The organism is Streptomyces sp. NPDC006197, assembly GCF_040613865.1.
Taxonomy (GTDB): Bacteria; Actinomycetota; Actinomycetes; order Streptomycetales; family Streptomycetaceae; genus Streptomyces.
Genome location: NZ_JBEXSZ010000069.1, coordinates 18,842 through 41,868, shown reverse-complemented (window position 1 = coordinate 41,868; position 23,027 = coordinate 18,842). Strand labels below are relative to the sequence as shown.

Below are 23,027 nucleotides of genomic sequence, written 5' to 3'. Positions count from 1 at the left end.
CCCCTCCCCCTGCCCTGCGGGGCGGGCGCCCGCGGGGGCTCCCCCCCGGCCGGGGCGCGGCGCCCCGGCCCGCCCCCCCCCCCCCCCCGGGTCCCTACCGACACGTGGTCCGGAGTCGCAATGGGGGTGGATCCTTGGGCGCGCCTGCCGCGTGCTGATGAGCACGGACGACCATGGAGTGCGGCTCGTCTGGGCATCACTGGCCGCAGCACCCGGAAGCAGGGCGGGCTTCCTGCGCATCTCCGATCCCGGTCACCAGAGCACTTCCGGCACGCGCCTCGTGGTGAAAGGTGAGGGCGGCCGAGCGCGGCAACCACGCCCCGCTGCCGGGCCGGACAGGGGAGGACGACATCACTCGCTGGTCTGGGTGTGTGCCGGCCCCGAATCGTAGCGGCCGAGGAACTCGTGCGCTGGGAGGTCGAGCGCATGCAGTTGGGAGAACACCTCCGTACCCGCGCCTACTTCCTCGTCGTCGTCGGAGATCCGGTAGGCCTGCACCATGTCGAGGACTTCGAGGTCGCTCTGCCCGGCGTATTCGATCGACTCCCGCTCGGCCAGTTCGATGGCTTCGTCGAGGGACCGTGCCCGGAACAGCACGACGCGCTCCTCATAGGGCTGGTTCTCCCAGGTCGGCCATCGGTAGAAGGTCCTGGCGCTGTACCACGCCTTCGGCTCTTTCTTCATTGCCGGGCCGCCCCATCCCCTCGCGCCGAACCGCCATCATCGTAAAGAAAGATCCACTGTGCAACAGAGCTTGTGTCCGGGCTCCGCCACAGGCGGTTCCGGCGGCGGGGTGGGGGTGCGGGTGACGGAGCACCCGGGCGGTCGTCCCCCAGCCCGCCGCCCGGATCGCACCCGAAAGCGCCAGGGGCGCCACGAACGGCCGGCCCGCGCCGTCTACTCCCCCTCGGCGTCGCCCCTCCGCCCGAGCGGGCGGCGCTGCTCCTCGCGGCCCAGGCCCGGAGACTGGCGCTTGGCGCTCATACCGCGTTCGTCGCCCGCGGCCTCTCCCCGGCGGCTCCGTTCCGCCTCCTCGGCCTCCCGGCGCGCCTCCGCGTCGCCGCTTTCGCCGACGGCTTCGGAGGGGGTGGTCCGTGGCGGCGTATCCGCAGGCAGTGTGCGTCGGCGCTCGTGGTGGCCCATGGTCTCCTCCTGTCTCATGCGGACATCTCGTGCGGCCGCCTCGTACGGAAGGGCCGGCACGTGGAGCGGCTGCCCCTCGGCGTCACGGTGAAACACCGCGTGCGGGGGCCAGTACGAAGGTGTGCCCGGCCGGATCCATGAAACGGCGCGCATCGGTGCGCCGGTCCGTCCGGGTGCCGTTCTGTTCGGCGGTCACCGGGCGTGCACCCAGGGAGACCGCTTCACGCTCGGCCTCGTCGAGCGCGTCGGGAGCCACGACGATCCATAGGTGGGCCTGCTGGGAGTCGTCCGGCCGGGGCCAGCTCGGCGGCGCGTGGCCGGGGTCGCGGTGGATGCCCAGGACGATTCCGGTGGTGCCGGAGACCAACAGGAGGTCGGGGTCTCCGCCGCTCGGCTCGACGGTGGCGTCGAGCAGCTCGGCGTAGAAGCGGGCGAGGGGCTCGGGATCGGTGCTGTCGAGGACGAGGACGCCGGTCTTGGAAACGGTCATAGCCTCCGTGTGCCCGCTCGGATCCATTGCAGACGAGGGGAGTCGTCGGCCGGTCGTCGAGACGTGGTCGATACGGCGGTGCCGGCCGGGTGGGCGGCGCTTTGGTGCATGGTACGGCCCGGAGAGGATGTGAATGCGTTCAGGAATTCAGGGTCCGAGCCCGGTGCGGATACGTGCGAAGGACGGGTTCGGCGCCGTCCTGACGGCTTCCGTCTCGGTGCTGTTCGTCGAAGCCGTGATTCCGCCGTCACCGCCTTCACCCTCGCCGGCATCGCCCTGTACGCCGGGGTCGGGTACGAGCCCCCACGACTGGCCGCGCAGCAGGTCGACGTCACCGTCGGCTCCTGCCCCGTCGGCACGAGCGGCTGGGGCGTCCACGGAACCCGCGAGCACCCGAAGCCGTACGTCTTCATCGGCGACCCCGACTCCGGGGACCTCTCCACCTCGCGGCACGACTCAAGCGTGTCGCGGTCCCGAGTCCGTCAGGCCGCTGCCGCTCATGCCCCTTGCTCACCCCGCTCGGTGCTCGCCGCCGCGATCTCGGCCCGCCGCGCCCTGGCCCAGGCGTAGTTCGGATCCATGCCGAGCGCCCGGTCCAGGTCCACCAGCGCCAGATCGCTCCGGCCCAGGGCGTGCTGCGCGAGGGCGCGGCTGCCGAGGGCCCAGGTGTAGCCGGGGTCGAGCTCCAGGGCGCGGTCGTACTGGGCGACGGCCTCCGCGTACCGCCCCCGTTCCCGCAGCGTCTCGCCCCGCTCGCCCACCAGCCACGGATCGTTCGGGGACAGGTCCTGCGCCCGGTCCAGGTCCACGAGCCCGCCGTCGATGTCGCCCAGCGCGCGCCTGAGCCGCGAGCGCCGTACCAGAGCCCACACATAGTCCGGCTCCAGGGACAGCGCCCGGTCGAGATCGGTCAGCGCCTCCCGCGGGCGGCCGAGCCGGCGCAGCACGTCCGCGCGGCTCGCCAGGGCCCAGGTCGTCGTGGGGGCGATGCCGAGAGCCCGGTCGAAGTCCGCCAGGGCCTCGTCCAGCCGGCCCGCCAGTCGGTACGTCTCTCCGCGGTGCCCCAGGGCCCGCTCCCCGTCGGGCGCCAGGTCACAAGCCCGGTCGTGGTCCTCCAGAGCCCTGTCGAAAGCCCCCAGATCGCGATGGGTCACCGCCCGCCCCGTGTACGGCCGGGGAGCCTCCGGCGTCAGCGCGATCGCCTGGTCGAAGTCGACGAAGGCCTCCGCGTACTCCCTGCGCAGGCGGTGCGCCTCCCCCCGCACCGACAGCGCCCTGGTCCGCTCGGAGTCGGTGAGTCCGGCCTGGCCGAGGAGCATGCCGAGCACCGCGATCGTGCCGCGCTCCTCGTCCCGCAGCGCGCCGAGCAGCCCCCTCCCCCACTCGCGCAGCACCGCCGCGTCGCCGTCCTCCCCCGCCGCCGCGACGGTGCCCGCCCAGCGGCGGGCCACCTCGGGTCCCTCGTCACAGGCGTCGATGCCGTCGCGCAGGACGGCGGGCAGCGCCTCGCGCGGGTTGGCGCACAGCAGGTGGTACGCCTCCTCCAGACGCGCCGCCCGCCAGCCCTCCTCGGACCAGCGCAGATGCCGGGTGAGGCCCCGGCTCTCGGCCTCCCGGCGGTCCGTGTAGCACTGCGCGAGCCGTTCGTGCGCGGCCCGCCAGCGGTCGGCGGACGTGGTCCGCTGCAGTCGCAGCATCGGAGCCCGTACGACGTCGTGGTACCGCGCCCGGCCGCCGAGGACGTCCACGAACGGCAGGGCCCGCAGCCAGCCGAAGAGGTCCGCGCCGGTCTCGTCGGCCACCGCCCGGAAGACGTCCTCGTCCAGGCGGCGCGGCAGCGCCCCGGCAAGGGCCGCCGACCGGCGCACCGGATCGCTCTCCCACTTCAGGAACCGCTCGACCGCCGTCGTGCTCGGGTCGTCGACGGCACCGGCCTGCGCGGCGCTCTCCGCCAGGGTGGACACCAGGACGGGCAGGCCTCGGGAGAGCCGCAGCACGTCCTGCACCACGGACTCGGCCAGTACTCCGCGACCGCTCAGGAAGCTGCGGGTCTCCGACTCGGAGAACGGGGCCAGCGGCAGGTCGACGACGAGGTCGGCCCAGTCGGCCCAGTACACCGGATCGAGGGAGCGCTGGCCGGCGAGGGTCACGACGACGTTGCCGGGCAGCGCCCCGTAACGCTCGCCGGCCAGCAGGTCGCACAGCCAGCGGTCCAGGAACGGCGCGGTCCGTTCGTACGTGTCGAGGAACAGCGCCACCCAGGGGACCTCGGCCGCGATCCGGCCCACCTCCGCCACGAACACCGGAGTGAGGACCGACAGCGGATCGAGCACGAGCTGGACGTCGTCATGGCTGCGCAGCCGGGCGCTGAGCACGGTCCGCAGCCGGTCGGCGCCCTCCGCGATCTGGCCGGGATCGAGCGCGCCGGCGAACGTCCCGACGACCGGCAGCATGCCCAGCCCGGTGAGCGCCGCCTGAGCGGTGGCGCGTGCGGCCGGAGACGGCGCGCTCGGTCCTGTCGGGTCGCCGCCGGGGGTACCGAGGGCGGACTCGGCCTCGTGCCGGCGCTGCCGGTAGGTGTGGAGCAGCCGGTCGACCGCCTTCAGCGGATGCCCGAGCTCGCCGGACCGGACGCTGACCGCCGCCATGACCTCCACGGCGCCGCCCACCGAGTCGTCGATGCGCGCGGTCACCGCACCGTGCTCGCGGGCGATCCGCTCCAGCTCGCGGACCAGGGACGACTTGCCGATGCCGGCGTTGCCCCGGACGTGGAAGAGGAAGCGGTACGCCGGGTCCTCGGTCCCCAGGGCGAAGTTCCGGCGGTACGTGTCGAGTTCGGCCCCTCGGCCCAGGAATTCGGCGCGCCTGCGACGCTGGATCAGCTCACGCATCGACGGTCTCGGGGCGTTCGGGGCAGCGGCCATGCGGCTCAGTCTGGCAGCAGCGACAGCGGCTCCGGCAGGGGCCGTCCGATGTGCGGGGTGTGCCTTGTCACGGCGGGCGAGGGGCAGGAGTGCGCGTCCTTGCTGTTGGCGACTCTTCGCCACCTCTCTCGCGTTCCGAATGATGCGCCGCCCGCGCGCCATAGATTCCCTTTGAGTGACAGTCAGTGCTCACCTCACAAGGCAGGAGTGCTCATGCATGTTCGTCAGCGCGTCGCGGGGACCGTTGCCGCTCTCGCTCTCGCGGCGAGCGGCCTGTTGGCCGCCGCGCCCACGGCGTCCGCGTCCGCGTCCGCCCCGGCGGCCTTCAGCTGTTCCGCCCGTCTGATCACCGGCAGCGGTGGTCACCGGGGAGCCGAGATCAGGTGCACCGGGTCTTCCTTCACCGGGGTCGTCGACTGCAAGCGCACCGACAACGGCTACGTGTACCGGCACTTCGGCAACCGTGTCCCGTCAGGCGGCACGTCGACCGTCTGGTGCGACCTGAACGCCACCGTCATCCAGGCCTACGGGACACCCAGCTGACCTGGACGGCCTGAGCACAGGACCGCCGGCCAGGGCCGACGGCCGAGGAGATGACGTCGTCGGAGCGGGTTCCGCTCCCCGTCGTCGCCGGTCGACGGGTTCCGTGTCCTGCCCGCCCACCGCTACAACCCGCGCGTGGATCCGGAGCGGCGCTCCACCCGGCGCCGACGCGACTGCGCGACGGGTGGGACGGGTGGGACGGGTGGGACGTCAACAGCGTCTGTCCGGTCGGGACGACCTGGCACCATGGCATCGGCTCCTTCGTGGTGCCCGACCCGGGGAGCACGCAGGCCGTGCGCCGCATCCCTGACCGGGCGGCAGACGGAACCGACTCGTCACCCGAGGACCGCGCCGCCGCGAGGTCCGGTTCGGGCCGGCCGCGGTGCCGTCGTCAGTCCCGGCAGCCGTACGCGGCGGTCACCTCCTCCAGCCCCTCCAGGCCGCCGTCCGTGCTGCCGCCCTCGCCCGGGCGGGCGAGGAAGAACACCCGGGCCGGCACGCCGGCCGCCGCGTACGCGGTGAGACGGTGATGACCGTCCAGTACCGCACCGACCAGCCACCGTTCCTCGTGCCGGGCCCCCACGTACCGGTCGTCGATCCAGCCGAGGACCACGGCGGCGGGCCGCTCACCCGCCGCTATGGCGGCCGCGTGCCGGGCGACGGTCGCGGGGTCGAGCGCCTCCGGCGGCTGCGAGGGCAGGACGGCGCCGTACGTGCGCGGCACCCGCCCGCCCGGAACGGGCGCGGTGAGCTGGAAGTGCGCGACGCCGGGCCAGTGCTCCTCGGGGCGGCCGTCGTACTCGAAGTCGTCGCCGTCCTCCTCCGCCCGGGTCGCGACACGGCGGTACCACCAGGACCGGGCCGGCTCCGTCACCCGCTCCAGCGGGAGGTCGAGCAGGAGGGCGTGGTAGTGGCCGGTCTCCAACTCGCCGAGCACGGGGCTCCATTCGAGGAACAGCGCGGTGTCGAGCCGGTCCAGGCCGGCCAGCCGCCCGCGCATACGGGCCGCGATCCGGGTCGCCTCCTCGTCCGGCCAGTCCAGCAACGTCAGGCCCAGCTCGCACGTGTCGCAGAACGAGCCGACCCGGTACAGCGGCTTTCGGTCGAACGTCAGCGACCGGTCCCAGCGCGGCCAGGAGGAGCCGGGCGACGGCGGGTCGAAGGCGATGCGGATCCGGCCCGCGCCCCCGTCGACGGAGAACCGGGCCCGTCCGTCGGACTCGATGACGAGGTCCCGCACCACTGCGGGCGCTTGCTCGGTGCGGCCGTCGGCCCAGGCTGCGCGCACGGCTGCCGCGTACGCCGGCCCGCTCGCCCGTTCCGGCAGGAGCGGGTCGCGTCCGGTGAGCCGTACGAGCGCGTGGTGGACGTCGTACACCCGCTCTTCGCCGCTCTCGGCGAGCCATCGAAGCAGGTGCGGTACGGCGGCGGGGTCGCCCATCAGCTCCAGGGCGACGGCGAACGCCGTGTGGTCGAGCCCGGTCGCCTCGGACAGCCGTCCGGCGATCGGCACCGTCCACTCACGCGCCCCGAGGCGGCCCAGCGCGAGCGCGGCGCGGCCGCGCGGGGCGGCGGGGTCCGACAGAAGGGCACCGAGGCGCGGCGCGAAAGACGGGTCGCCGGAGAGCCCCATGGCGTCGACGAGTTCGGGAGCGGGCGAGTGGTCGGCGCGGGTGTCGTCCCCGTCGGGCGCCGGAGTGTCGTCCGCGTACGCGCGCAGCAGTTCGGCCGGCAGCCGCAGCCCGCGCGTCACGGTGGCCCGCAGCAGGGCCTGGCGGTCGTCGGCGGGGAGCGCGGGCTCGGCGGGCAGGCGCAGCAGCACCGCGTCGCCGGGCTCGCCGAGGATCGTGAGGAGCCAGGTGAGGTACGCGCCGGAGGCGGCCCTGTGCGTGTCCGATCGGTAGAGCTCCTCGACCGCTTCGGCGAGGCGGTCGGGCCGGTCGGTCTTCAGTGCGTGCAGCGCGGACCACGGGTCGTCGGCGCGCAGGGCGGCGCGGAGACGTACCCGGACGGCGTCGTGTTCCCCCATGCAGGCAGTATCGGCCACGAACGGGCGGGACGGCACCGAGGCGGGGACGGCACGTGCCCAGCAGGGCATGTGCCCGATGAGACCCGTCGGGTCTCGCCCGGGCCGGGCGGGAGGACGACGCCCGCACGCCGGCGGTCCGCGTGGGCCGACGCGGCGGTCTCTCGGACCACTCGTCCTGCCACCGGCTCAGAGAAGGTCCCGGCGGTCGTCCTCGGTCACCGTCGGGGCGACCGGAGGAACGACCATCCGGCGGCGGCGCAGGATGCTCGTGTACACGGCTGTGCCGATGATGCCGACGGCCATGAAGATCAGCCCCACCAGGTCGAGATTGACCCCGTCGAGTTGCCAGTCGGTCGCGAACGTGAGGATGGCTCCTACGGCGATCAGGATGATGCAGACTCCCAGACCCACGGTTCCTCCCTTGTCGGATCGGACGGGTTCCGGCTACCCCGTCCCACCGATCTCATCCCCGGGCGGCGACGGCGGTCGCCGCCGGGTCCGTCGGCGCCACGGCGGTGGTTTGTTTGCCGGGCGGACCGGTGGTGAGGCGAGAAGGACGACCGGATTCCATTCGTCGACTGGGGAGCCATGGAAAGCTTTGTTCGACTGACGATCGTCCTCGGCGGCTCGACGCTGGCGGCCCTGACCGTCGGCCGTGCTGCGGACCTCCTCGCGCGGTACGCGGACGCCCGCCGCCCCGACAGCCCGCTCTGGGGCCTGTTGAGGCGCTGCCGCACACCGTTGTACGTCGTGCTGCTGTGCGCCCTGTTCCGGTGGTCGTACCGAGCGACGGACTGGCCCCCTCTCCTGGACCACGCCGAAGTGCTCGACCACTTCCTTCTGCTGTGCCTGATCGGCGGCGGCGCCTGGCTGACGGTCCGCTTCGTCTCGGCCGTCGTCGAGTCCTCGTACGCGCGGTACGCCGGACGCACGCGTAACGCGGCGCGGCTGCGTCGCGTCCGTACACAGGTCACGCTGCTCACCCGGGTGGTGTCGGTGGCCATAGGCGTGATCGCCGCCGCCTTCGCGCTCGTCACCTTCCCCTCCTTCCGGGGACTGGGCACGTCGCTGCTCGCCTCGGCCGGGATCATCGGCATCGTCGCCGGCGTGGCGGCGCAGTCGACCCTCGGGAACCTCTTCGCCGGCTTCCAGATCGCCTTCGGCGACATGGTCCGCATCGGCGACACGGTGGTCGTCGACGGGGAGTGGGGCACCGTGGAGGAGGTGACCCTCACCTTCCTCACCGTCCGGACCTGGGACGAACGCCGGGTCACCCTGCCCGTCTCGTACTTCACCTCCCGTCCCTTCGAGAACTGGTCGCGCGGCGGCAACGAGCTGACCGGGACGGTGTTCCTCTACTGCGACCACTCCACACCCGTCGCGCTGATGCGCGCCCACCTGCGAAAGTTCCTCGACGACTGCCCCGGCTGGGACGGCCGGGCGTGGGACCTCGCCGTCACCGACACCTCCCCGACCGGCATCACCGTGCGCGCCCTCGTGACCGCCAAGGACGCCGACGACCTGTGGACGACCCGCTGCGCCGTCCGGGAGGAGCTCGTCGCCTGGCTCACACAGGAACACCCCGCCGCCCTCCCCCGCATCGTCACCGCCCCGGCGGCCGACGCGCCACGGCCCTGATGCGCGTGCACCACCTGCTCGACGCGCCCACCGTGCCGCGTCCGGCCGACGGACCTACGGTGGCGTCATGAGCGACCCGGAGAAGAACAAGGCCACGGCCAAGGCGTTCTACGACCTGATGTTCAACCAGTGCCGCCCCGCCGAGGCCATCGACCGGTACGTCGGCGCCACCTACATCCAGCACAACCCGCACGTCGGCGACGGCAAGCAGGCTTTCGTCGACTATTTCGAGCGCATGGCCGCCGAGTACCCGGGCAAACGCGTCGAGTACAAGCGCGCCTTCGCCGAGGGCGACCACGTCGTACTGCACTGCCACCAGATCTGGCCCGACGAGGAGTACGCCGGCATCGACATCTTCCGCTTCGACGCCGATGGCAAGATCGTCGAGCACTGGGACGTCCTCCAGGTCCTCCCGCCCACCTCCAAGAACGACAACACCATGTTCTAGGCGGATTCGGCCCGCTCGCGGCGGTCTCCCGCGCCGCGGTGGGCCGCGGTGCCGGCCCCGCTCGCGTCCGTGTTCGACGCCGCCGAGCGGTGCGCTCAGCCGTGAAACCGGGCCACCGGGCGGGCCCTGCGCGTACGTGACGAACGTCCGGGTCCTGCCAGACGCGGCGCGGCACTGGGCGGTGCCATCGCCCTGTGCCGCCCCTCACGAGCCCGAACGCCCGCGCCTCATGAGCGATGTAACGCCCGTCACGTCACATGATGTCACGTCTCGGCGATGAGCGGTGTCTTGAGGGCACGCCCCAACACAACGCATTCCACAAGGTCGTGGTCATCGGCGGCGGCCACGCCGGAGCGCTCGCGGCCGATCGTCTGCGGACGCGCGACGACGTCGACACCACCCTGGTCAACCCGCGTCCGGAGTTCGTCGAACGCATCCGGCCGCACCAGTTCGCGGCCCGTACCGGCGACGCCACGATCGGCTACGGCACGCTGCTCGGCGAGGGCATCGAGCTGGTCGTCGACAGTGCCGCGCACCTCGACACCGCCGTCCGCGCGGTACAGCCGGCATCGGGACGCGTACTGGACTACGACTACGTGATCTACGCGGTCGGCAGCACCGGGGCGACCCCGGCATCGGTGCCCGGCGCGGTCGAGCACGCGGTGCCGATCGCCGAATTCGAGTCCGCGCAGCGACTGCGCGCCGGGTTGGACGAGTTGCCCCTCGCCGCGCCGGTCACCGTGGTCGGCGGCGGGTCGGTCGGCATCGAGACGGCCGCCGAGCTGGTCGGGCAGGGACGCGCGGTCACGCTGCTGTGCGGCCGTACCCTGGCGGCGGTGCGCGGGCTGCGCACCGGCGCGCTCGGCCGGCTGCTCACCGACGAGACGCTGAGCAGCGTCGACGACGACCGCATCGTCGCGGCCGGCGACGCCGCCCCACCGCCGGGCGGCTGCACGTCTCCACGGCCCGGATCAGCCAGACCATCGCCGAACTCGAGCGCCGAGCGGCAGCGCGGTGGACCTCGCGCTGGCCTCCCATCCGATGGACGAGGAGGGCGTCGTCATGGGACCGGTCCTGGTGCGGGAGGCACGGATGCTCGCCGTCCCGGCAGGGCATCCGTTCGCCCGCCGCACGACCGTCTCCGTCGCTCCCAGGGACCGGCCGTCACCCGGGCCGCCCCGGATCCCCCACGATGCCCGCCGAGCTCCTGCCCCTCGCCGAGGGCCTGCGCCACCACGGCAAGGCCGTTGGCTCCTGAGATTCGGCGCCATCATGCCGCATCCGCCTTCGATCCCAAGACGCGACAGCGCAGCGGCGCCTTCGATCGGGCGAGCCGTCGCCCTGCTGCGCTTCCCGTACGGGCTCACGCCGGAAGCCCCCGAGACCGGCAGGGCAGCAGACCTCTGAAGGCTCGCCAAGACTCCGGCACCATGACGATCGGGGAGAATGGAACCAGACCGATGCCGAGTCCAGACCCCGCGCCGGCGCAGCGGCGCCTCGCATGTCTGTCGTGCGTACGCGGCGTCGCCTCGGACCCGGGCGGGCTCACCCGGGCGGTTGGCGAAGCCGAACTTCATGGTCGGCACCACCTCGTCGCGACGCCCGGCGGCGGCCCGCGCGTGCCGAGACGACAGCAGGCACGTACCATGCCAGACTTGAAGCAAAGGGAGACGCACGAGCGAGGACCCCCGACCGGCCCCCGGCGACCTCCCCCTTTCCCTCCGGCACACCCGCCTTCGCCGGGCACGTCGTCGGCGTGCTCCCGGCTGCCACAGGGAGGAAAGCTGCGATGACCACCACCAACACCCGCATCAAGCATGGGCTCCCGCCACGGGCCAGCACCCTCATGGATCTGGGAGACGATCACGCACTGCAGATCCTCGACTTCCCCTCCGGAATGCGGGCCGTCGTGGAAGGCGGACGCGCCGTCGCCCAACTCCCCGCCGTCACCGGCGACATCGCAGCCCCGCCCGAGGCCGGAACACGATCCGCCGGCGAACGCGACGACTACGGCGGAGCGGCCATCCGCACCACGGACGAACAGATCTGGTTCAAGAACAACTTCTGCAACGGCGCCCAGGCCTGCGTCCAGGGCTGGGACTGGGCCATCTGCGGCACCGACCACGCCGTCGGCTACGGGACCGGAATCGCCATGGTCGGATCCGAGGGAACCCGTAACGCCACCCTGTTCGTCGACGTCTGGGAATGCATCTGCGTCGGCCCCTTCTGCGTGGGCGGCCACGAATGCTTCTGGGTGGAGAACTGGCACGGCGCCGTCGTCCCCGGACACTGGCTCTCCGTCGGCACCAACGCCCCCGACCGCAAATGGCTCCGCTGGCGACTCGAAGGAGCCGGAGGCGACACCCAGGTCAGCCTCGCCGCCACATACTGACCCGCCACGTACCGGCCGCTGTGACGGTGCGGCCCTCCTCAGGCCGGGTACGCGATCGAACCCAGCGGCGGGCAGGGGGTGAGCGTGGTGCCGGCGCCGGGGCGTTCGACGAAAGCCCGGGCCTCGGCGGCCCGCAGGCGCCGGGAATCCAGTGCGTCGGCGTGCCAGGCGTCGTGCCTGGCACGGGAGTAGTCCCACGAGTCGTCGATGAGACTGAGGCTGGTATTGCCGGAGCTGCGCTGGAAGTCCAGCTTCAGGGCGGCCCGCCGGAGTGCGGTCTGGGTCGCGGCGAGATCGATGCGGGTGATCAGGACGCCGGGGGTGTTCGGTTCACGGGTCGGCATGGGGGCCTGCGGGAGCAGCGACACCCCGGTGTCGAGGCGGCCGATGTTGTCGACCATCGCCCTCTTGGCGTCCTGCGACATGAGCTGCATTTCCTGGTGCAGCCAGAAGAGCTCGTCGAGGTCGGCCGCGGTGATGCGCATCCGCTGGTACAGGGCCCGGAAGCGGGGGTCGTCGTGCAGCGGGCGTATGGGGGCGGCGTGGAACGTCACGCAGTCGTTGTAACCGGCGGCCACCGCGGCGTCGAGGTGGAAGATGCCCTGGTCCGCCTGTCCGTGTGCGATGGCCAGGACGCCGAGGCCCGCGTGGCCCGCGGCGACGAGCCACGTCCCCTCGGGGCCGAGCGTCGTGGCGCGCGCGACGACGTCGTGGAAGCCCGTGGTGACGTCGACGCTCGGTGGGGCGCCGAGGAATCCGCGCGCGGGCGAGGCCCCTTGTCCCGGCACCCTCGCGTCGGCTCCCTCGGTCAGGAGCGCCACCAGCAGTTCGTGAACGCGGGCGGCCAGCGAGTTGACGGTGTCGACCATGGATCTCTCCTCGAACCTCGGTGGTGAAGAGTGAAAGGGGTGTGGAGGCTGTGGCAATCCCCGTGGAGAGGACGGGCGGACGGGGTGAGTGGTTCCTGCCCGTCCGCGTCGACGACGTCCTCTGATCCCTGCTCGTCGCCCTGCGCGGCTCCGGCCTCCCAGCCGTCACCGCGCGTCAGGTGGCCGTGGGCCAGGTGCGCAGCAGGGCGGCGATCCTCCCGGCGGTGCAGGTGGGATCGAGGAGCAGGTCCTTCAGGGCGATGGCGTCCTGGCGGGTCGGCTTGACGGGGACCCCGGCGGCTGCGAGGTACATGACGCCGGTCGCGGCGGCGACGGCCAGGTTGGAGCGCTCCAGCCAGCGGCACCGGCCCAGGGTGTGTATCAGGGCGGCGGCCTTGGCGTAGGGGCCGTCGTACACCGGCTGCTCGAGCACCTCGGCCCGGTGGCGGGCGACGGCCGACACCGGGACGCCGTAGTCGTCGGGGGCCGGGTCGTCCGCTCCGGCGGCCTCGGCGACCTGCAGGATCCAGGGAACGTCGATGTGCAGTTCCATCAGGCCGCGCGCGTTCCCCGGGGTGCCTGCTGGGCCTGCTCGGCCTCGTCGAAGACCGCCTGGTGTTCGGCCAGGAAGCGGGCGGCCGCCTCCACCGCTCGGGCGCGCAGGCCGCTGGCATCGTCCTGCACGAGCCGGGCGAGGTAGTCCCCCACGCTCAGCCCCAGGTCGGCGGCGCGCTTCTTCGCGAGTTCCGCCACGTCCTCATCCACGCGCGCGCCCAGCTGTGTCTTCGCCATACCCGCATGGTAACAGGCGTTACCATGCGGGCCAAGACACCGGGCCCCGCGATTGACGGGGGCCCGGCAGGTCTCCCCGGCACGGATGACGACCTCGGTGAAGTCGCCCTTGGGGGCGGCGAGGGTGAGGAGCGTGTCGCCCAGGTCGCCGGTGCCGTCGTCGGCGGCCACCAGGAGCAGAGTCCGGCTCGCCTCGGTCAGTCCGCCGGCCTGCGCGTGGAAGGCCGGCTGCGGCCGGTTGGTGAGGGGACGCGGGACCCGGCGTGGACACGGCCGGCGCGGTGGGGAGTTCGATCAGGGCGGGGGGCTGCCCCAGCCTCGGCGAGGACCCGTCGGCGCACCAAAGAATCCGGCAACGCCGTCTTGCCGATGCCCGGTTCACCCCGGACCACCAGGACACCGCTGGTCCCGGCACCGGCGTCATCGAACAGCCTGTTCATGACCGATCGCTCGGCATTCCTCCCGTAGAGCACGCTGGTCATCCGGCGTCGGGTCCATCTCTCCGGTCCCACGGGCGTGGCCCCGACCGGCCCGGCCCGGACGTCGGTGTGCGCACCACTCGTTCCGGTGATGTGTACGAGGCCGCCCCGAGGAGAGGGAGGAGCCGGCCGGTCTCGGCGGCGGCGAGCACGCCCCGCGGATCTCATACGCTGTGAGAGATCGACGACCTACGTGCCCGGCCGAGTTGTCTCGTCACCGCCGTACGGAAGGTCTGACCGGACACACAGGGGGCGGCAGGGGAGCCGCGGGCTCCTCCTTCGTCGCGGGTCGAAAGGAATCTCCATGAATCTGCCTGCATCAGGCAGGCGCGTCCTCGTCAGTGGCGCGTCGCGTGGCCTCGGGCGCGCGGTGGCCCAGGCGTTCGCGGCCAACGGAGACCGGGTCGCCGTTCACTTCGGCTCACGTGCCGAGGACGCACGCGTGAGCTTGGAGTCCCTCACCGGGACGGGTCATGTGCTGGTCGGCGGCGACCTCGCGAACCCGGTGCAGGCGGCTGCCGTGATGGACATGGCGGCGGAGGGTCTCGGCGGGATCGACGTGTTGGTGAACAACGCGGCGGTGAACATCCGTCACCCTCTGGCGGAGACCTCGTACGAGGAATGGGTGGCGGTGTGGCAGCAGCACGTGGCGGTCAACCTGCTCGCCACCGCGAACCTGAGTCATCTCGCCGCCCGGCTCATGATCGAGCAGGGTACGGGAGGCCGGATCGTGAACATCGGCTCCCGCGGCGCCTTCCGGGGCGAGCCCGACCATCCGGCGTACGGGGCGACGAAGGCCGCCGTGCACTCGCTGGGTCAGTCGCTCGCGGTCTCGCTCGCCCCTCACGGGATCGCCGTCGCCTCGGTCGCCCCCGGCTTCTTCGCGACCGAGCGCGTCGCGGCGCGCCTGGAAGGGCCCGAGGGCGAGTCGATCCGGGGGCAGAGCCCGTTCGGCCGGGTGGGGTCGGCCGAGGAGATCGCGGCGGCGGTGCTCTGGCTCGCCTCCCCCGCCGCCGAATGGTCCTCCGGCACGATCCTCGACCTCAACGGCGCCTCCCACCTGCGGAGTTGACGACCGCGTACGAGAGCGAGCCCGCCTCCCCGGCCCGTGCCGCCGCCGTTCCGGAGCAGCCGGCCAGGCCTGTGCGGTCCGCCCGCGCCGGACGCTCTGCCCTGCTCGCCGGCGCGCCTGCTAGTACCGGTCCAGGCGGTGCGCGTAGGGAGCGGGCAGAGACGGGCCGCCGCCTCCGGGGAACCAGGCCGTGCAGAGATCCTGGTACCGGTCGGGGATCGGCGTGCCGTGCGCGTACGCGTCATCAACGGACCAGTGGCCGAGCAGCAGCCGGATGAGCGCCTTGTCGTCGGGGATCAGGTCGCCGCGTCGGAGCGCGTCGAGCGACGCGCCGTGTGCGGTGCCGGACGGTCGGGAGGCGGCCCGGCGTCGTAGTTCCGGTTCGAGGGTGCGCACCAGGGACGAGCGGTTCAGGACGGCGGCCATCATCCCGCCGCTCGGCGGGAATCCCTGCCGGTACGTGCAGCCCATCTGACGCGCCACTCGTCCGGTGAGGCTGTCGGCCGGCTCGCGTACGGTGAAGGTGCTCAGACGCCGTTGCCAGCAGAGCCGGGCGACGGCCGCGAGCAGCCGGCGGGTCGCGGCGGCGTCCTCGGCCACCAGTTCGTCCACGGTGACCGTTCCCAGGGGATCGCCGAAGGCCCGGCCTTCCAGCACCGCGTAGCCGACGGTGGCGCCGCCCCCCTGCAGGACCAGGACCTGCGACCCGGGCTTCCACGTGGTCCGGGGGACGAGCCGGTTCCAGCCCGGGTGCCGGGCATGGGTCCAGGGGCGGTGGGCGTGGGCGGTGTTGTACAGGTGGATGAGGGCGGGGAGGTCGGCCGGCGAGCCGTCGCGGATGCCGGGAACGGCCGTACCCGGTTCGCCTCCCGTGGCCTGTTCGACGTTGCGTACGGGGATGACCAGATGCCCTTCGGCGACGGCTCCGACGAAGCCGAACCGCTCGTACACCCCCTCGATGCCGTCGGACACGAAGGCGACGTCCACCCTGTCCGCCATGCCGGTCAGCGTCCGGCGCAGGAGCCTGCCCATGTGCCCCTGACGTCGGAACTCGGGCTGCGTCTCCACACCCCCCACGCCTTCCGCGCAAACGGCCACGGCACCGAAGCGGACGCGGAAGGAGAGCACCTCCAACTCGGCGACCGGCGCGCCTTCGGCGGTCCGCAACCGGCAGTGCCGCATGCGCAGGCTGCGTACTTCCCGATCCGGGGTCTCGGTGTGGCCGACCCCTGCCTCATGATCCGACACCGCAGGTCACCAGCCTCTCGATCGCCCGGTGGTGTCCCCTGTTCTCCGGACACCAGGCATGTCCTTCACCGGCCCGCAGCCGCTGAAACCGCCGACGATCGCCGTCACCGACACGGGGCCGGACGACCGAACGTGTTTCCCCGGTGGTGTGGAGAGGCGCAGAAGTTCCTTGTGCCCGGTGCGCCTCCTGCAGTGGGCTGGCCCCCATGAAGAAGAAGAGAGGCGTCGCGTCACTGACCGCGGCCCTGACCGTGGCAGCCCTTCTGTCGGCAGGTGTGCCGGAGCAGCGTGCGGTGGCCGCCGAGCCCGGTGCCGATCGTTCCTCGTCCCGCGTCGAATCGGGGTTCCTGCGCGGGGTGGACCTGGATACGGTGACGATCCCCGAGTTGCAGGCGCGCATGAGGGGTGGTCACCTGACCTCGTCGGAGCTGACCCGGGCGTACCTCCGCCGGATCAAGGCGGTCGATCCGAAGATCAACGCGGTGCTGCGCACCGACCCGACGGCCCTGAGCCAGGCAGCCGCCAGTGATGTCAGGCACCGCCTCGGGAAGGTCCGCGGCCCGCTCGACGGCATTCCCGTCCTGCTGAAGGACAACGTGAACACCCGGGACATGCCGACGACGGCCGGCTCGCTGGCACTGGCCGGAAGTCCGCCCGACAGGGACGCCGAGTTGGTCGGAGAACTGCGTGCGGCGGGGGCGGTGATCCTCGGCAAGGCGAACATGTCCGAATGGGCCAACTTCCGCGCGGCGAAGCCGACTTCGGGCTGGTCGGCGGTCGGCGGGCAGACGCACAACCCCTACGTCCTGGACCGCAATCCGTGCGGTTCGTCCTCCGGTTCGGCCGCCGCCATCGCCGCTTCGTTGGCGCAGGTGGCCATCGGCACCGAGACGGACGGCTCCATCGTGTGCCCGGCCGGGATGAACGGAGTCGTCGGCCACAAGCCCAGCCTCGGACTGGTCAGCCGGTCGGGCGTCGTCCCGATCTCCGCCGAGCAGGACACGGCCGGCCCCCTGGCGCGCAATGTCGTCGACACGGCGATCGCCTTCTCGGTGCTCAGCGGTCACGACGCCACGGACGCCGACGGTCTCACGGAGGCGTTCCCGCGCCCCGGTTCCCTGCGCGGCAAGCGGATCGGTCTGTGGCGGCTCCCCTCGCTCGGCGCCGACGTGGACGCCCTGATGACCCGGACCGCGGCACGGCTTCGTGCTGCCGGGGCCCAGGTCGTCGAGGTGACGCCCCCGTACCAGGACAGGCTCGCCGAGCTGGAGTTCCCCGCCCTGCTGAGCGAGTTCCACCGGGACATCGACGCCTACCTCGCCTCCCGCAACGGGCCTCGCGACCTCGCCGGCCTGATCGAGTTCAACCGCACGCACCCGGCCGAACGGACCTGCTTCGCCGGTCAGGAGCTGTTCGAGCAGGCCCTCGCCGCGCCGTCGACCACGGACCCGCGCTACCGGGCCATGCGCGCGGAGCTGAAGGACCTGTCCCGGCGTTCCATCGACGAGACCATGGCCGCCCACGGCCTGGACGCCATCGCCTCTCCGGCGAACCCGCCCGCCTGGACGACCGACTGCGCGCGGGGCGACAACGACGTGATCCCCTCCTCCACCCCGGCCGCCGTCGCCGGCTACCCCTCGCTGTCCGTACCCGCCGGATTCGTCGGCGAGCTGCCGGTCGGCCTGCTCCTGATGGCCGGCGACCACCAGGACGACGACCTGCTGTCGCTGGGGGCCGCGGTCGAGCAGCGGCTCCACGCCTGGCGCGCGCCGCGGTACCTGCCCTCGGTGACGTCTCACACCGCGGGCCAGCGTCTGTCCGGCGGATCAGGGGCGGATCGCGCGGACCTGGTCGGCGGAGAGATGGAGCTCGTACGGCAGACAGCAATCGGAGCTGAGGGTCGCGACGGGGGTCCCGCAAGCGCACAGCTGGTTCATGCCGCCGTCCGGGGTCGCTCCGCAGCAGGCGGCAGACGCGTGCCGCAGCTCCAGGCCGCGCGCGTCGTCCGGGTTGATGACGATGTTGCCCCGAGGCCCCTGTGACACCAACGGCTTCCCCTCCCCGTTCCGGTGCTCCCCCTGACGCGGCATCACGGGCCCGGGTGTGTCGGTGACGACCAGGGGCGGCCCGTACGGCTCCGTCTCGATCGCGTAGCAGCCTGACGGCACGGTCGCCGGGCGGGGCGACCGGGTCCTGCGACTCACCTCACCGCGGCTCCACGCCCGTGCACATGCCACCGTCTCGCCTTGCGGACCTGACCCGCACGGGGCCGCGCGGTCCGCTCCGCGCGGGAGATGATGGGCGGGAAAAGACAGAACGCGAGATCAGGAGCTTCCATGGCGAACCGGGTTCACCGCCCCCGCGAGGACGCGGAGGTCGATTTCATCCTCAGGATGAGCGAAGTCCCGGTCCTCGCGTACTTCGTCGGAACATGGCCCAAGGCGATCGAGCCCAGTCGGACGATGGACCTCGTCGTCGGTGCCGTCACCGACGAGTACGCGGGCCGCCTGACGGCCGTCCGCATCGACATCACGCGCTGTCCGGCCGCGACCGAGCGATACGGGATCACCGGAGCCTCGTCCTACGTCCTGCTGAAGGACGGACAGGCGGTGGCGCACGGCACGGGGCCCACGAGCACCGGCGAGGTCCGGGAGTTGCTGGAGGGGCTCCTCTGAGGGCCGTTCCTCTCGGGACGGGCGACGGCCCCTGCGTCTTCGCGGGTGCACGGGGGCGCCCGCCCCCTCGCGCGCCGTCTCGCGCGCCCCGTTCGGAGGGGTCGTCACCGGCGGTGCGCGTACAGGGTGGTGCGGAGCTGTGCCGCCCAGGCCCGCGGGTGGGTGGTGTTGCCGTTGTGCCCGCCGGGGAACGTGAGGACCGGGCGTTCGAGCAGCGCGCCCAGGCGGTGCGCCGCCTGGTGGTCGAAGACCGTGGTCGGAGTGGTGCGCCCGACGGCCGGCAGGATGCGGGTCCCGGTCGCGCCGAGGCGGTCGCGGCAGCCGGGGTCGGTCCGCAGCGTGGTGAACTCCTCGGTGATGAAGCGGGCGAAGTTGCTCCGGCGTTGTTCGTCCATCGGCTGCGGGGTCAGGTCGGGCTCCGTGTCGGGGTGGGTCGGGTCGATGCCGAGGGACTTCGCGATGGCCGGGAGGGCCGCGGGCAGACCGCCCGTGGCGAACAGGTCCTGCAGTCCGGCCAGTTCGCGGCGGTGGGAGTCGGCTTCCGCGTCGAGCAGCCAGGGCGCCACGGGCTCGTGGGCGATCAGGGTGTCGAGCTGGTCGCCGTGTTCGACGGCCAGGTGCAGTCCGATCACCGCGCCGAAGCTGCAGCCGAGCATGAGGGCCGGGCTGTCGGCGACGTGCGCGAGGAGGCGGTGGGCGTCGTCGGCGTGGTCGGTCATGGCGACCGGCCGATCGGGGTCGTCGAGGGTGCTGCGGGACAGGCCACGGCGGTCGTAGGTGATCAGGGTGAAGTCGTCGGCCAGGGCGTCGACGAGGTCGGTGGTGCGTCGGGCGTCGCCTTCGCCGCTCTGCGCGATGAGCAGGAGCGGGCCGGTTCCGCGCTGCTCGAAGTGGAGCGTGGCGCCGTCGACGGGCAGCAGACCGGTGGTCGTCATGGGTTCTCCTTCGTCGGTGATGCCCCCACGCTAATGCATCACTTCAGATACATCAAGACTGATACATCTGAAGTGATGCATCCTGAGCGATGTATCTTGTTCCGATGAACGGCATGGATCTGGCCCTCCTGGGCCGCACCCTGATGAAGCTCGGCGAGGCCGCCATCCCCACCGAGGGCATCGGCGCCCACGGGACGAGCACGCAGTCGGTGATCATCGTCGCGGCCGACGTCAAGGCGCACCCGGGTACGCCCGTCAAGGACATCGCCGCGCGGACCGGTTTTCCCCAGAGCAAGGTCTCCGCCTGCGTCGCCCGTCTGCGCGAAGCCGGCGCGGTCGAGACCCGCACCGACCCCGCCGACCGTCGGCGCACCCTCATCGCCCCCTCCCCGACCGCCTCCCCCCGCGTCGCGGAAGTCCGCTCCGCCGACATCGACGACGTTCTCGTCCGCGTACTGGAGGACCCCGCGCGCCTGGAGGAGGTCAAGGCCGCGCTGGGCGTCATCGCCGAACACCTCGGCCCGAGCGCCCTCACACGCATCGGCGGCTGAACCCGCCGCCGGCGGCCCGGGGCGGACGCGACCCCTGCCGGTCACTCCACCGGCCAGGTGTGGGCCGGGGCGTTGAGGTGCATGAAGTCGATGTACTGGCTGGTCATACGGCGCAGGGCCGCGGGCCGGTCGAGGTGGGCGATGTCGTGGAGGTGGTGGAACATCTCCGCCTGCCACACGGCGCCGTTGCGGGTCGCCACGCAGCGCTGCTCGACGATCCCCAGCAGCGGTTCACGCCACCGCGCGTCCAGCCCCAGGGCCTCCAGACCCCGGTGGGCGAGCGGAAGGAGCCGGCGCAGGACCAGTTCGGTCGCGGGCACCTGGCCCGTGCCGGGCCAGAAGAGTTCGGCGTCGATGCCGCGGCGTGCCGCCGTGTGCAGGTTCTCCTCGGCGGCCGCGAACGACATCCGGGTCCATACCGGCCGGTCCTCGTCGACCAGGGCGCGGACGAGACCGTAGTAGAAGGCGCCGTTCGCCATCGCGTCGGCCACCGTCGGTCCGGCGGGTAGCACCCGGTTCTCGACGCGGAGGTGCGGGACCCCGTCGACGACCGCGTAGACGGGGCGGTTCCAGCGGTAGACCGTGCCGTTGTGCAGGGTGAGTTCGGCCAGGTGCGGGATCTCGCCGCGGTCGAGGGCCTCCTCGGGGTCCTCGTCCTCGCAGAGCGGCAGGAGCGCCGGGAAGTAGCGGGTGTTCTCCTCGAAGAGGTCGAAGACGCTGGTGATCCAGCGTTCGCCGAACCACACGCGGGGGCGTACTCCCTGGACCTTGATCTCGTCCGGCCGGGTGTCCGTGGTCTGTTCGAACAGCGGGATGCGGGTCTCGCTCCACAGTTCCTTGCCGAAGAGGAAGGGCGAGTTCGCGGCCAGCGCGACCTGGACGCCGGCGATGGCCTGGGCGGCGTTCCAGTACGCGGCGAACTGCTCGGGCGCGACCTGGAGGTGGAACTGGGTGCTGGTGCAGGCCGCTTCGGGCGTGATGGTGTCCGCGTAGGTCCGCAGCCGTTCCACCCCGTCGATCTCGATGAGGAGGTCCTCGCCCCGTGCCGCGAAGATCTGGTCGTTGAGGAGGTGGTAGCGCGGGTTCTCGGACAGCGCGCCACGGTTCACGTCCTCGCGCTCCAGGGTCGGGAGGGTCCCGATCATGACCAGGTGCGCGCCGATGGCGGCGGCCTTCTCCTCGGCGTGGTTCAGGGCGTTGCGGATCTCCTCCTCCCACGTGTCGGGGCCGCCCTCGGTGAGACGGCGGGGCGGGATGTTGATCTCCAGGTTGAACCGGCCCAGCTCGCTCGACCAGGCCGGATCGGCGATGGCCTCCAGGACCTCGGAGCTCCGCATGGCGGGTCTGGCGGTCTCGTCGACGAGGTTCAGCTCGATCTCGAGGCCGACTCTCGGCCAGTCCGCGTCGAAGCGTGCCTCGCGCAGCATCCGGGCGAAGACGTCGAGGGAGGCGCGCGTCCTGTCGCGGAAGCGGCGACGGTCGTCACGTGTGAAGGTCAGTGCCGGGACGTCGCGTCCCATCGGATCCTCCCGGGGCTCGGCGGCGCGGATCCTCCTTCCTTCAGCGTGCCACCAGGAGGCGGGCCGCGCCCGGCGCGGACCTCCCCCGCCCCTGGCCGGGGGCGGAAAGGCCAGGTGGGGGCCTGATGCCTCCGGTGCTCCGCCGGATTCCCGGACCGTCCTCGACGAGGACGTCCGGCCTCGATCACGACGGGTGCCGGCCGGCGTCCTGCGGCCGGGGCCCGTCGGGCGGAGACTGGAGGACGAGGAGCGGTCGAGCAGGTGGGCGGGGGCTTCCGCGTGGTGGCACGAGACGTTTCCCGGGTCTTCACGCGGAACACCTTCCAGGTTGACATGCTCACTCCTAACCTGCGCTTGCACCGCTCCCGTAGTCATCACCCTCAACCGGAGGTAGCCGTGTCCGGCGCGCCCAGGAAACGCCGCACCGCCCTTCTGTCCGCCCTCGGTCTCGCGGCCGCCTCGATCGGCCTGTGGGCCGGTTCCGGCGGCACGTCGCAGGCCCAGGCGGCGGCGACCGTCCCCACCCCCGACCACGTGGTCGTCGTGGTCTTCGAGAACCACGCCTACAGCCAGATCATCGGCAGCTCCAGCGCCCCGTACATCAACTCGCTGAAGAGCGGCGGCGCCAACCTCACCCAGTCGTACGCCGAGACCCACCCCAGCCAGCCCAACTACTTCGCGATGTTCTCGGGCTCCACCCAGGGCATCACGGACGACTCCTGCTACACGCCGGGCTTCTCCTCCGCGCCGAACCTGGCCTCCGAACTGATCGCCGCGGGCAAGACCTGGAAGAGCTACAACGAGACGCTGCCCAGCCAGGGATCGACCACGTGCAGCAGCGGCAAGTACGCGCGGAAGCACAACCCGTGGTTCGGCTTCTCGAACGTTCCGACCTCGTCGGCGTACACCATGGCGCAGTTCCCGACCGACTACACCACGCTGCCGCAGGTGTCGTTCGTGATCCCGAACCTGTGCAGCGACATGCACGACTGCTCCGTCGGCACCGGTGACACCTGGCTGAAGAACAACCTGGGCGCCTACGCGACCTGGGCGAAGACCCACAACAGCCTGCTCGTCGTGACCTTCGACGAGGACAACCGGCTCGCCGGCAACAAGATCGCGACCGTCCTCTACGGCCAGCAGGTGATCCCGGGCTCGACGTCCGCGACCACGTACAACCACTACAACCTGCTCCGCACGATCGAGGACATGTACGGCACGACGCACGCCGGCCAGGCCGCCAACGCGACCCCGATCACCGGCATCTGGACGCCGTGAC

At 72.2% G+C, this 23,027-nt stretch carries 21 protein-coding genes and 2 pseudogenes; 10 read left to right on the top strand and 13 right to left on the bottom strand.

Features of this window, described 5'->3' with window-relative positions; genetic code table 11:
• Positions 1-351 precede the first annotated feature (351 nt).
• The 4 genes from ABZ318_RS21970 to ABZ318_RS21955 all read right to left on the bottom strand — a co-directional run bounded on the left by ABZ318_RS21970 (position 352) and on the right by ABZ318_RS21955 (position 4,557).
• Complete coding sequence (locus ABZ318_RS21970; protein WP_356904171.1) at positions 352-684, bottom strand: hypothetical protein; 333 nt, start codon at positions 682-684, stop codon at positions 352-354.
• A 213-nt stretch (positions 685-897) separates the two neighbouring features.
• Positions 898-1,161, bottom strand: a complete 264-nt coding sequence (locus ABZ318_RS21965; RefSeq protein ID WP_356904170.1) for a hypothetical protein — start codon at positions 1,159-1,161, stop codon at positions 898-900.
• A gap of 64 nt (positions 1,162-1,225) precedes the next feature.
• Positions 1,226-1,633, bottom strand: a complete 408-nt coding sequence (locus tag ABZ318_RS21960) for a VOC family protein (RefSeq protein WP_356904169.1) — start codon at positions 1,631-1,633, stop codon at positions 1,226-1,228.
• 497 nt (positions 1,634-2,130) lie between these two features.
• Entirely contained in the window at positions 2,131-4,557 is a 2,427-nt protein-coding gene (locus ABZ318_RS21955) for a tetratricopeptide repeat protein (protein WP_356904168.1), read from the bottom strand.
• A 213-nt stretch (positions 4,558-4,770) separates the two neighbouring features.
• Here ABZ318_RS21955 and ABZ318_RS21950 point away from each other — a divergent pair, with 213 nt between their 5' ends.
• Entirely contained in the window at positions 4,771-5,100 is a 330-nt protein-coding gene (locus ABZ318_RS21950) for a hypothetical protein (RefSeq protein ID WP_356904167.1), read from the top strand.
• A 391-nt stretch (positions 5,101-5,491) separates the two neighbouring features.
• Here ABZ318_RS21950 and ABZ318_RS21945 read toward each other — a convergent pair whose 3' ends face one another.
• Complete coding sequence (locus ABZ318_RS21945; protein WP_356904166.1) at positions 5,492-7,129, bottom strand: hypothetical protein; 1,638 nt, start codon at positions 7,127-7,129, stop codon at positions 5,492-5,494.
• Positions 7,130-7,315: 186 nt separating this feature from the next.
• Positions 7,316-7,540 (bottom strand): DUF6458 family protein, encoded by a 225-nt coding sequence (locus tag ABZ318_RS21940; RefSeq protein ID WP_093878280.1) that lies wholly within the window; start codon positions 7,538-7,540, stop codon positions 7,316-7,318.
• A gap of 177 nt (positions 7,541-7,717) precedes the next feature.
• On the opposite strand from ABZ318_RS21940, the gene ABZ318_RS21935 reads away from it, so the two are divergent.
• From ABZ318_RS21935 to ABZ318_RS21925, 3 genes and pseudogenes are all read left to right on the top strand, one after another.
• Positions 7,718-8,767 (top strand): mechanosensitive ion channel domain-containing protein, encoded by a 1,050-nt coding sequence (locus ABZ318_RS21935; protein WP_356904165.1) that lies wholly within the window; start codon positions 7,718-7,720, stop codon positions 8,765-8,767.
• Positions 8,768-8,834: 67 nt separating this feature from the next.
• Positions 8,835-9,215 carry a nuclear transport factor 2 family protein gene (locus ABZ318_RS21930; protein ID WP_356904164.1) on the top strand — a complete coding sequence of 127 codons (381 nt, stop codon included), beginning with the start codon at positions 8,835-8,837 and terminating at the stop codon, positions 9,213-9,215.
• Between the two features lie 257 nt (positions 9,216-9,472).
• Positions 9,473-9,970 (top strand): annotated as a pseudogene (locus tag ABZ318_RS21925) (FAD-dependent oxidoreductase); the annotation flags it as partial.
• A gap of 717 nt (positions 9,971-10,687) precedes the next feature.
• On the opposite strand, the pseudogene ABZ318_RS21920 reads toward ABZ318_RS21925, so the two are convergent.
• Positions 10,688-10,831 (bottom strand): annotated as a pseudogene (locus ABZ318_RS21920) (aldo/keto reductase); the annotation flags it as partial.
• Positions 10,832-11,004: 173 nt separating this feature from the next.
• On the opposite strand from ABZ318_RS21920, the gene ABZ318_RS21915 reads away from it, so the two are divergent.
• On the top strand, positions 11,005-11,607 hold the full coding sequence (locus ABZ318_RS21915) for a hypothetical protein (RefSeq protein ID WP_356904163.1): 603 nt from the start codon (positions 11,005-11,007) through the stop codon (positions 11,605-11,607).
• 38 nt (positions 11,608-11,645) lie between these two features.
• On the opposite strand, the gene ABZ318_RS21910 is transcribed toward ABZ318_RS21915, so the two are convergent.
• The 3 genes from ABZ318_RS21910 to ABZ318_RS21900 all read right to left on the bottom strand — a co-directional run bounded on the left by ABZ318_RS21910 (position 11,646) and on the right by ABZ318_RS21900 (position 13,268).
• On the bottom strand, positions 11,646-12,476 hold the full coding sequence (locus tag ABZ318_RS21910) for a hypothetical protein (protein WP_356904162.1): 831 nt from the start codon (positions 12,474-12,476) through the stop codon (positions 11,646-11,648).
• Positions 12,477-12,651: 175 nt separating this feature from the next.
• Complete coding sequence (locus ABZ318_RS21905) at positions 12,652-13,029, bottom strand: fic family toxin-antitoxin system, toxin component (protein ID WP_356904161.1); 378 nt, start codon at positions 13,027-13,029, stop codon at positions 12,652-12,654.
• On the bottom strand, positions 13,029-13,268 hold the full coding sequence (locus tag ABZ318_RS21900; RefSeq protein ID WP_356904172.1) for a hypothetical protein: 240 nt from the start codon (positions 13,266-13,268) through the stop codon (positions 13,029-13,031). The genes ABZ318_RS21905 and ABZ318_RS21900 overlap by 1 nt, the downstream gene beginning before the upstream one ends.
• Before the next feature lie 783 nt (positions 13,269-14,051).
• Here ABZ318_RS21900 and ABZ318_RS21895 point away from each other — a divergent pair.
• On the top strand, positions 14,052-14,819 hold the full coding sequence (locus ABZ318_RS21895) for an SDR family oxidoreductase (protein WP_356904160.1): 768 nt from the start codon (positions 14,052-14,054) through the stop codon (positions 14,817-14,819).
• 120 nt (positions 14,820-14,939) lie between these two features.
• Here the strand turns inward: ABZ318_RS21895 and ABZ318_RS21890 are convergent, their stop codons facing one another.
• A complete protein-coding gene (locus tag ABZ318_RS21890) occupies positions 14,940-16,067 on the bottom strand; it encodes a GNAT family N-acetyltransferase (protein ID WP_356904159.1) in 1,128 nt (375 codons plus the stop codon).
• Between the two features lie 206 nt (positions 16,068-16,273).
• Between ABZ318_RS21890 and ABZ318_RS21885 the strand changes: the two genes are divergently transcribed.
• Positions 16,274-18,109 carry an amidase gene (locus ABZ318_RS21885; RefSeq protein WP_356904158.1) on the top strand — a complete coding sequence of 612 codons (1,836 nt, stop codon included), beginning with the start codon at positions 16,274-16,276 and terminating at the stop codon, positions 18,107-18,109.
• A gap of 294 nt (positions 18,110-18,403) precedes the next feature.
• Positions 18,404-18,742, top strand: a complete 339-nt coding sequence (locus tag ABZ318_RS21880) for a thioredoxin (RefSeq protein WP_356904157.1) — start codon at positions 18,404-18,406, stop codon at positions 18,740-18,742.
• A 104-nt stretch (positions 18,743-18,846) separates the two neighbouring features.
• Here the strand turns inward: ABZ318_RS21880 and ABZ318_RS21875 are convergent, their stop codons facing one another.
• Positions 18,847-19,677 (bottom strand): alpha/beta hydrolase, encoded by an 831-nt coding sequence (locus ABZ318_RS21875; RefSeq protein WP_356904156.1) that lies wholly within the window; start codon positions 19,675-19,677, stop codon positions 18,847-18,849.
• A 104-nt stretch (positions 19,678-19,781) separates the two neighbouring features.
• On the opposite strand from ABZ318_RS21875, the gene ABZ318_RS21870 reads away from it, so the two are divergent.
• Entirely contained in the window at positions 19,782-20,228 is a 447-nt protein-coding gene (locus tag ABZ318_RS21870; protein ID WP_356904155.1) for a helix-turn-helix domain-containing protein, read from the top strand.
• Between the two features lie 41 nt (positions 20,229-20,269).
• Here ABZ318_RS21870 and ABZ318_RS21865 read toward each other — a convergent pair whose 3' ends face one another.
• On the bottom strand, positions 20,270-21,748 hold the full coding sequence (locus tag ABZ318_RS21865) for a glutamate-cysteine ligase family protein (RefSeq protein ID WP_356904154.1): 1,479 nt from the start codon (positions 21,746-21,748) through the stop codon (positions 20,270-20,272).
• Between the two features lie 396 nt (positions 21,749-22,144).
• On the opposite strand from ABZ318_RS21865, the gene ABZ318_RS21860 reads away from it, so the two are divergent.
• Positions 22,145-23,026, top strand: a complete 882-nt coding sequence (locus ABZ318_RS21860) for an alkaline phosphatase family protein (protein ID WP_356904153.1) — start codon at positions 22,145-22,147, stop codon at positions 23,024-23,026.
• Position 23,027 lies beyond the last annotated feature (1 nt).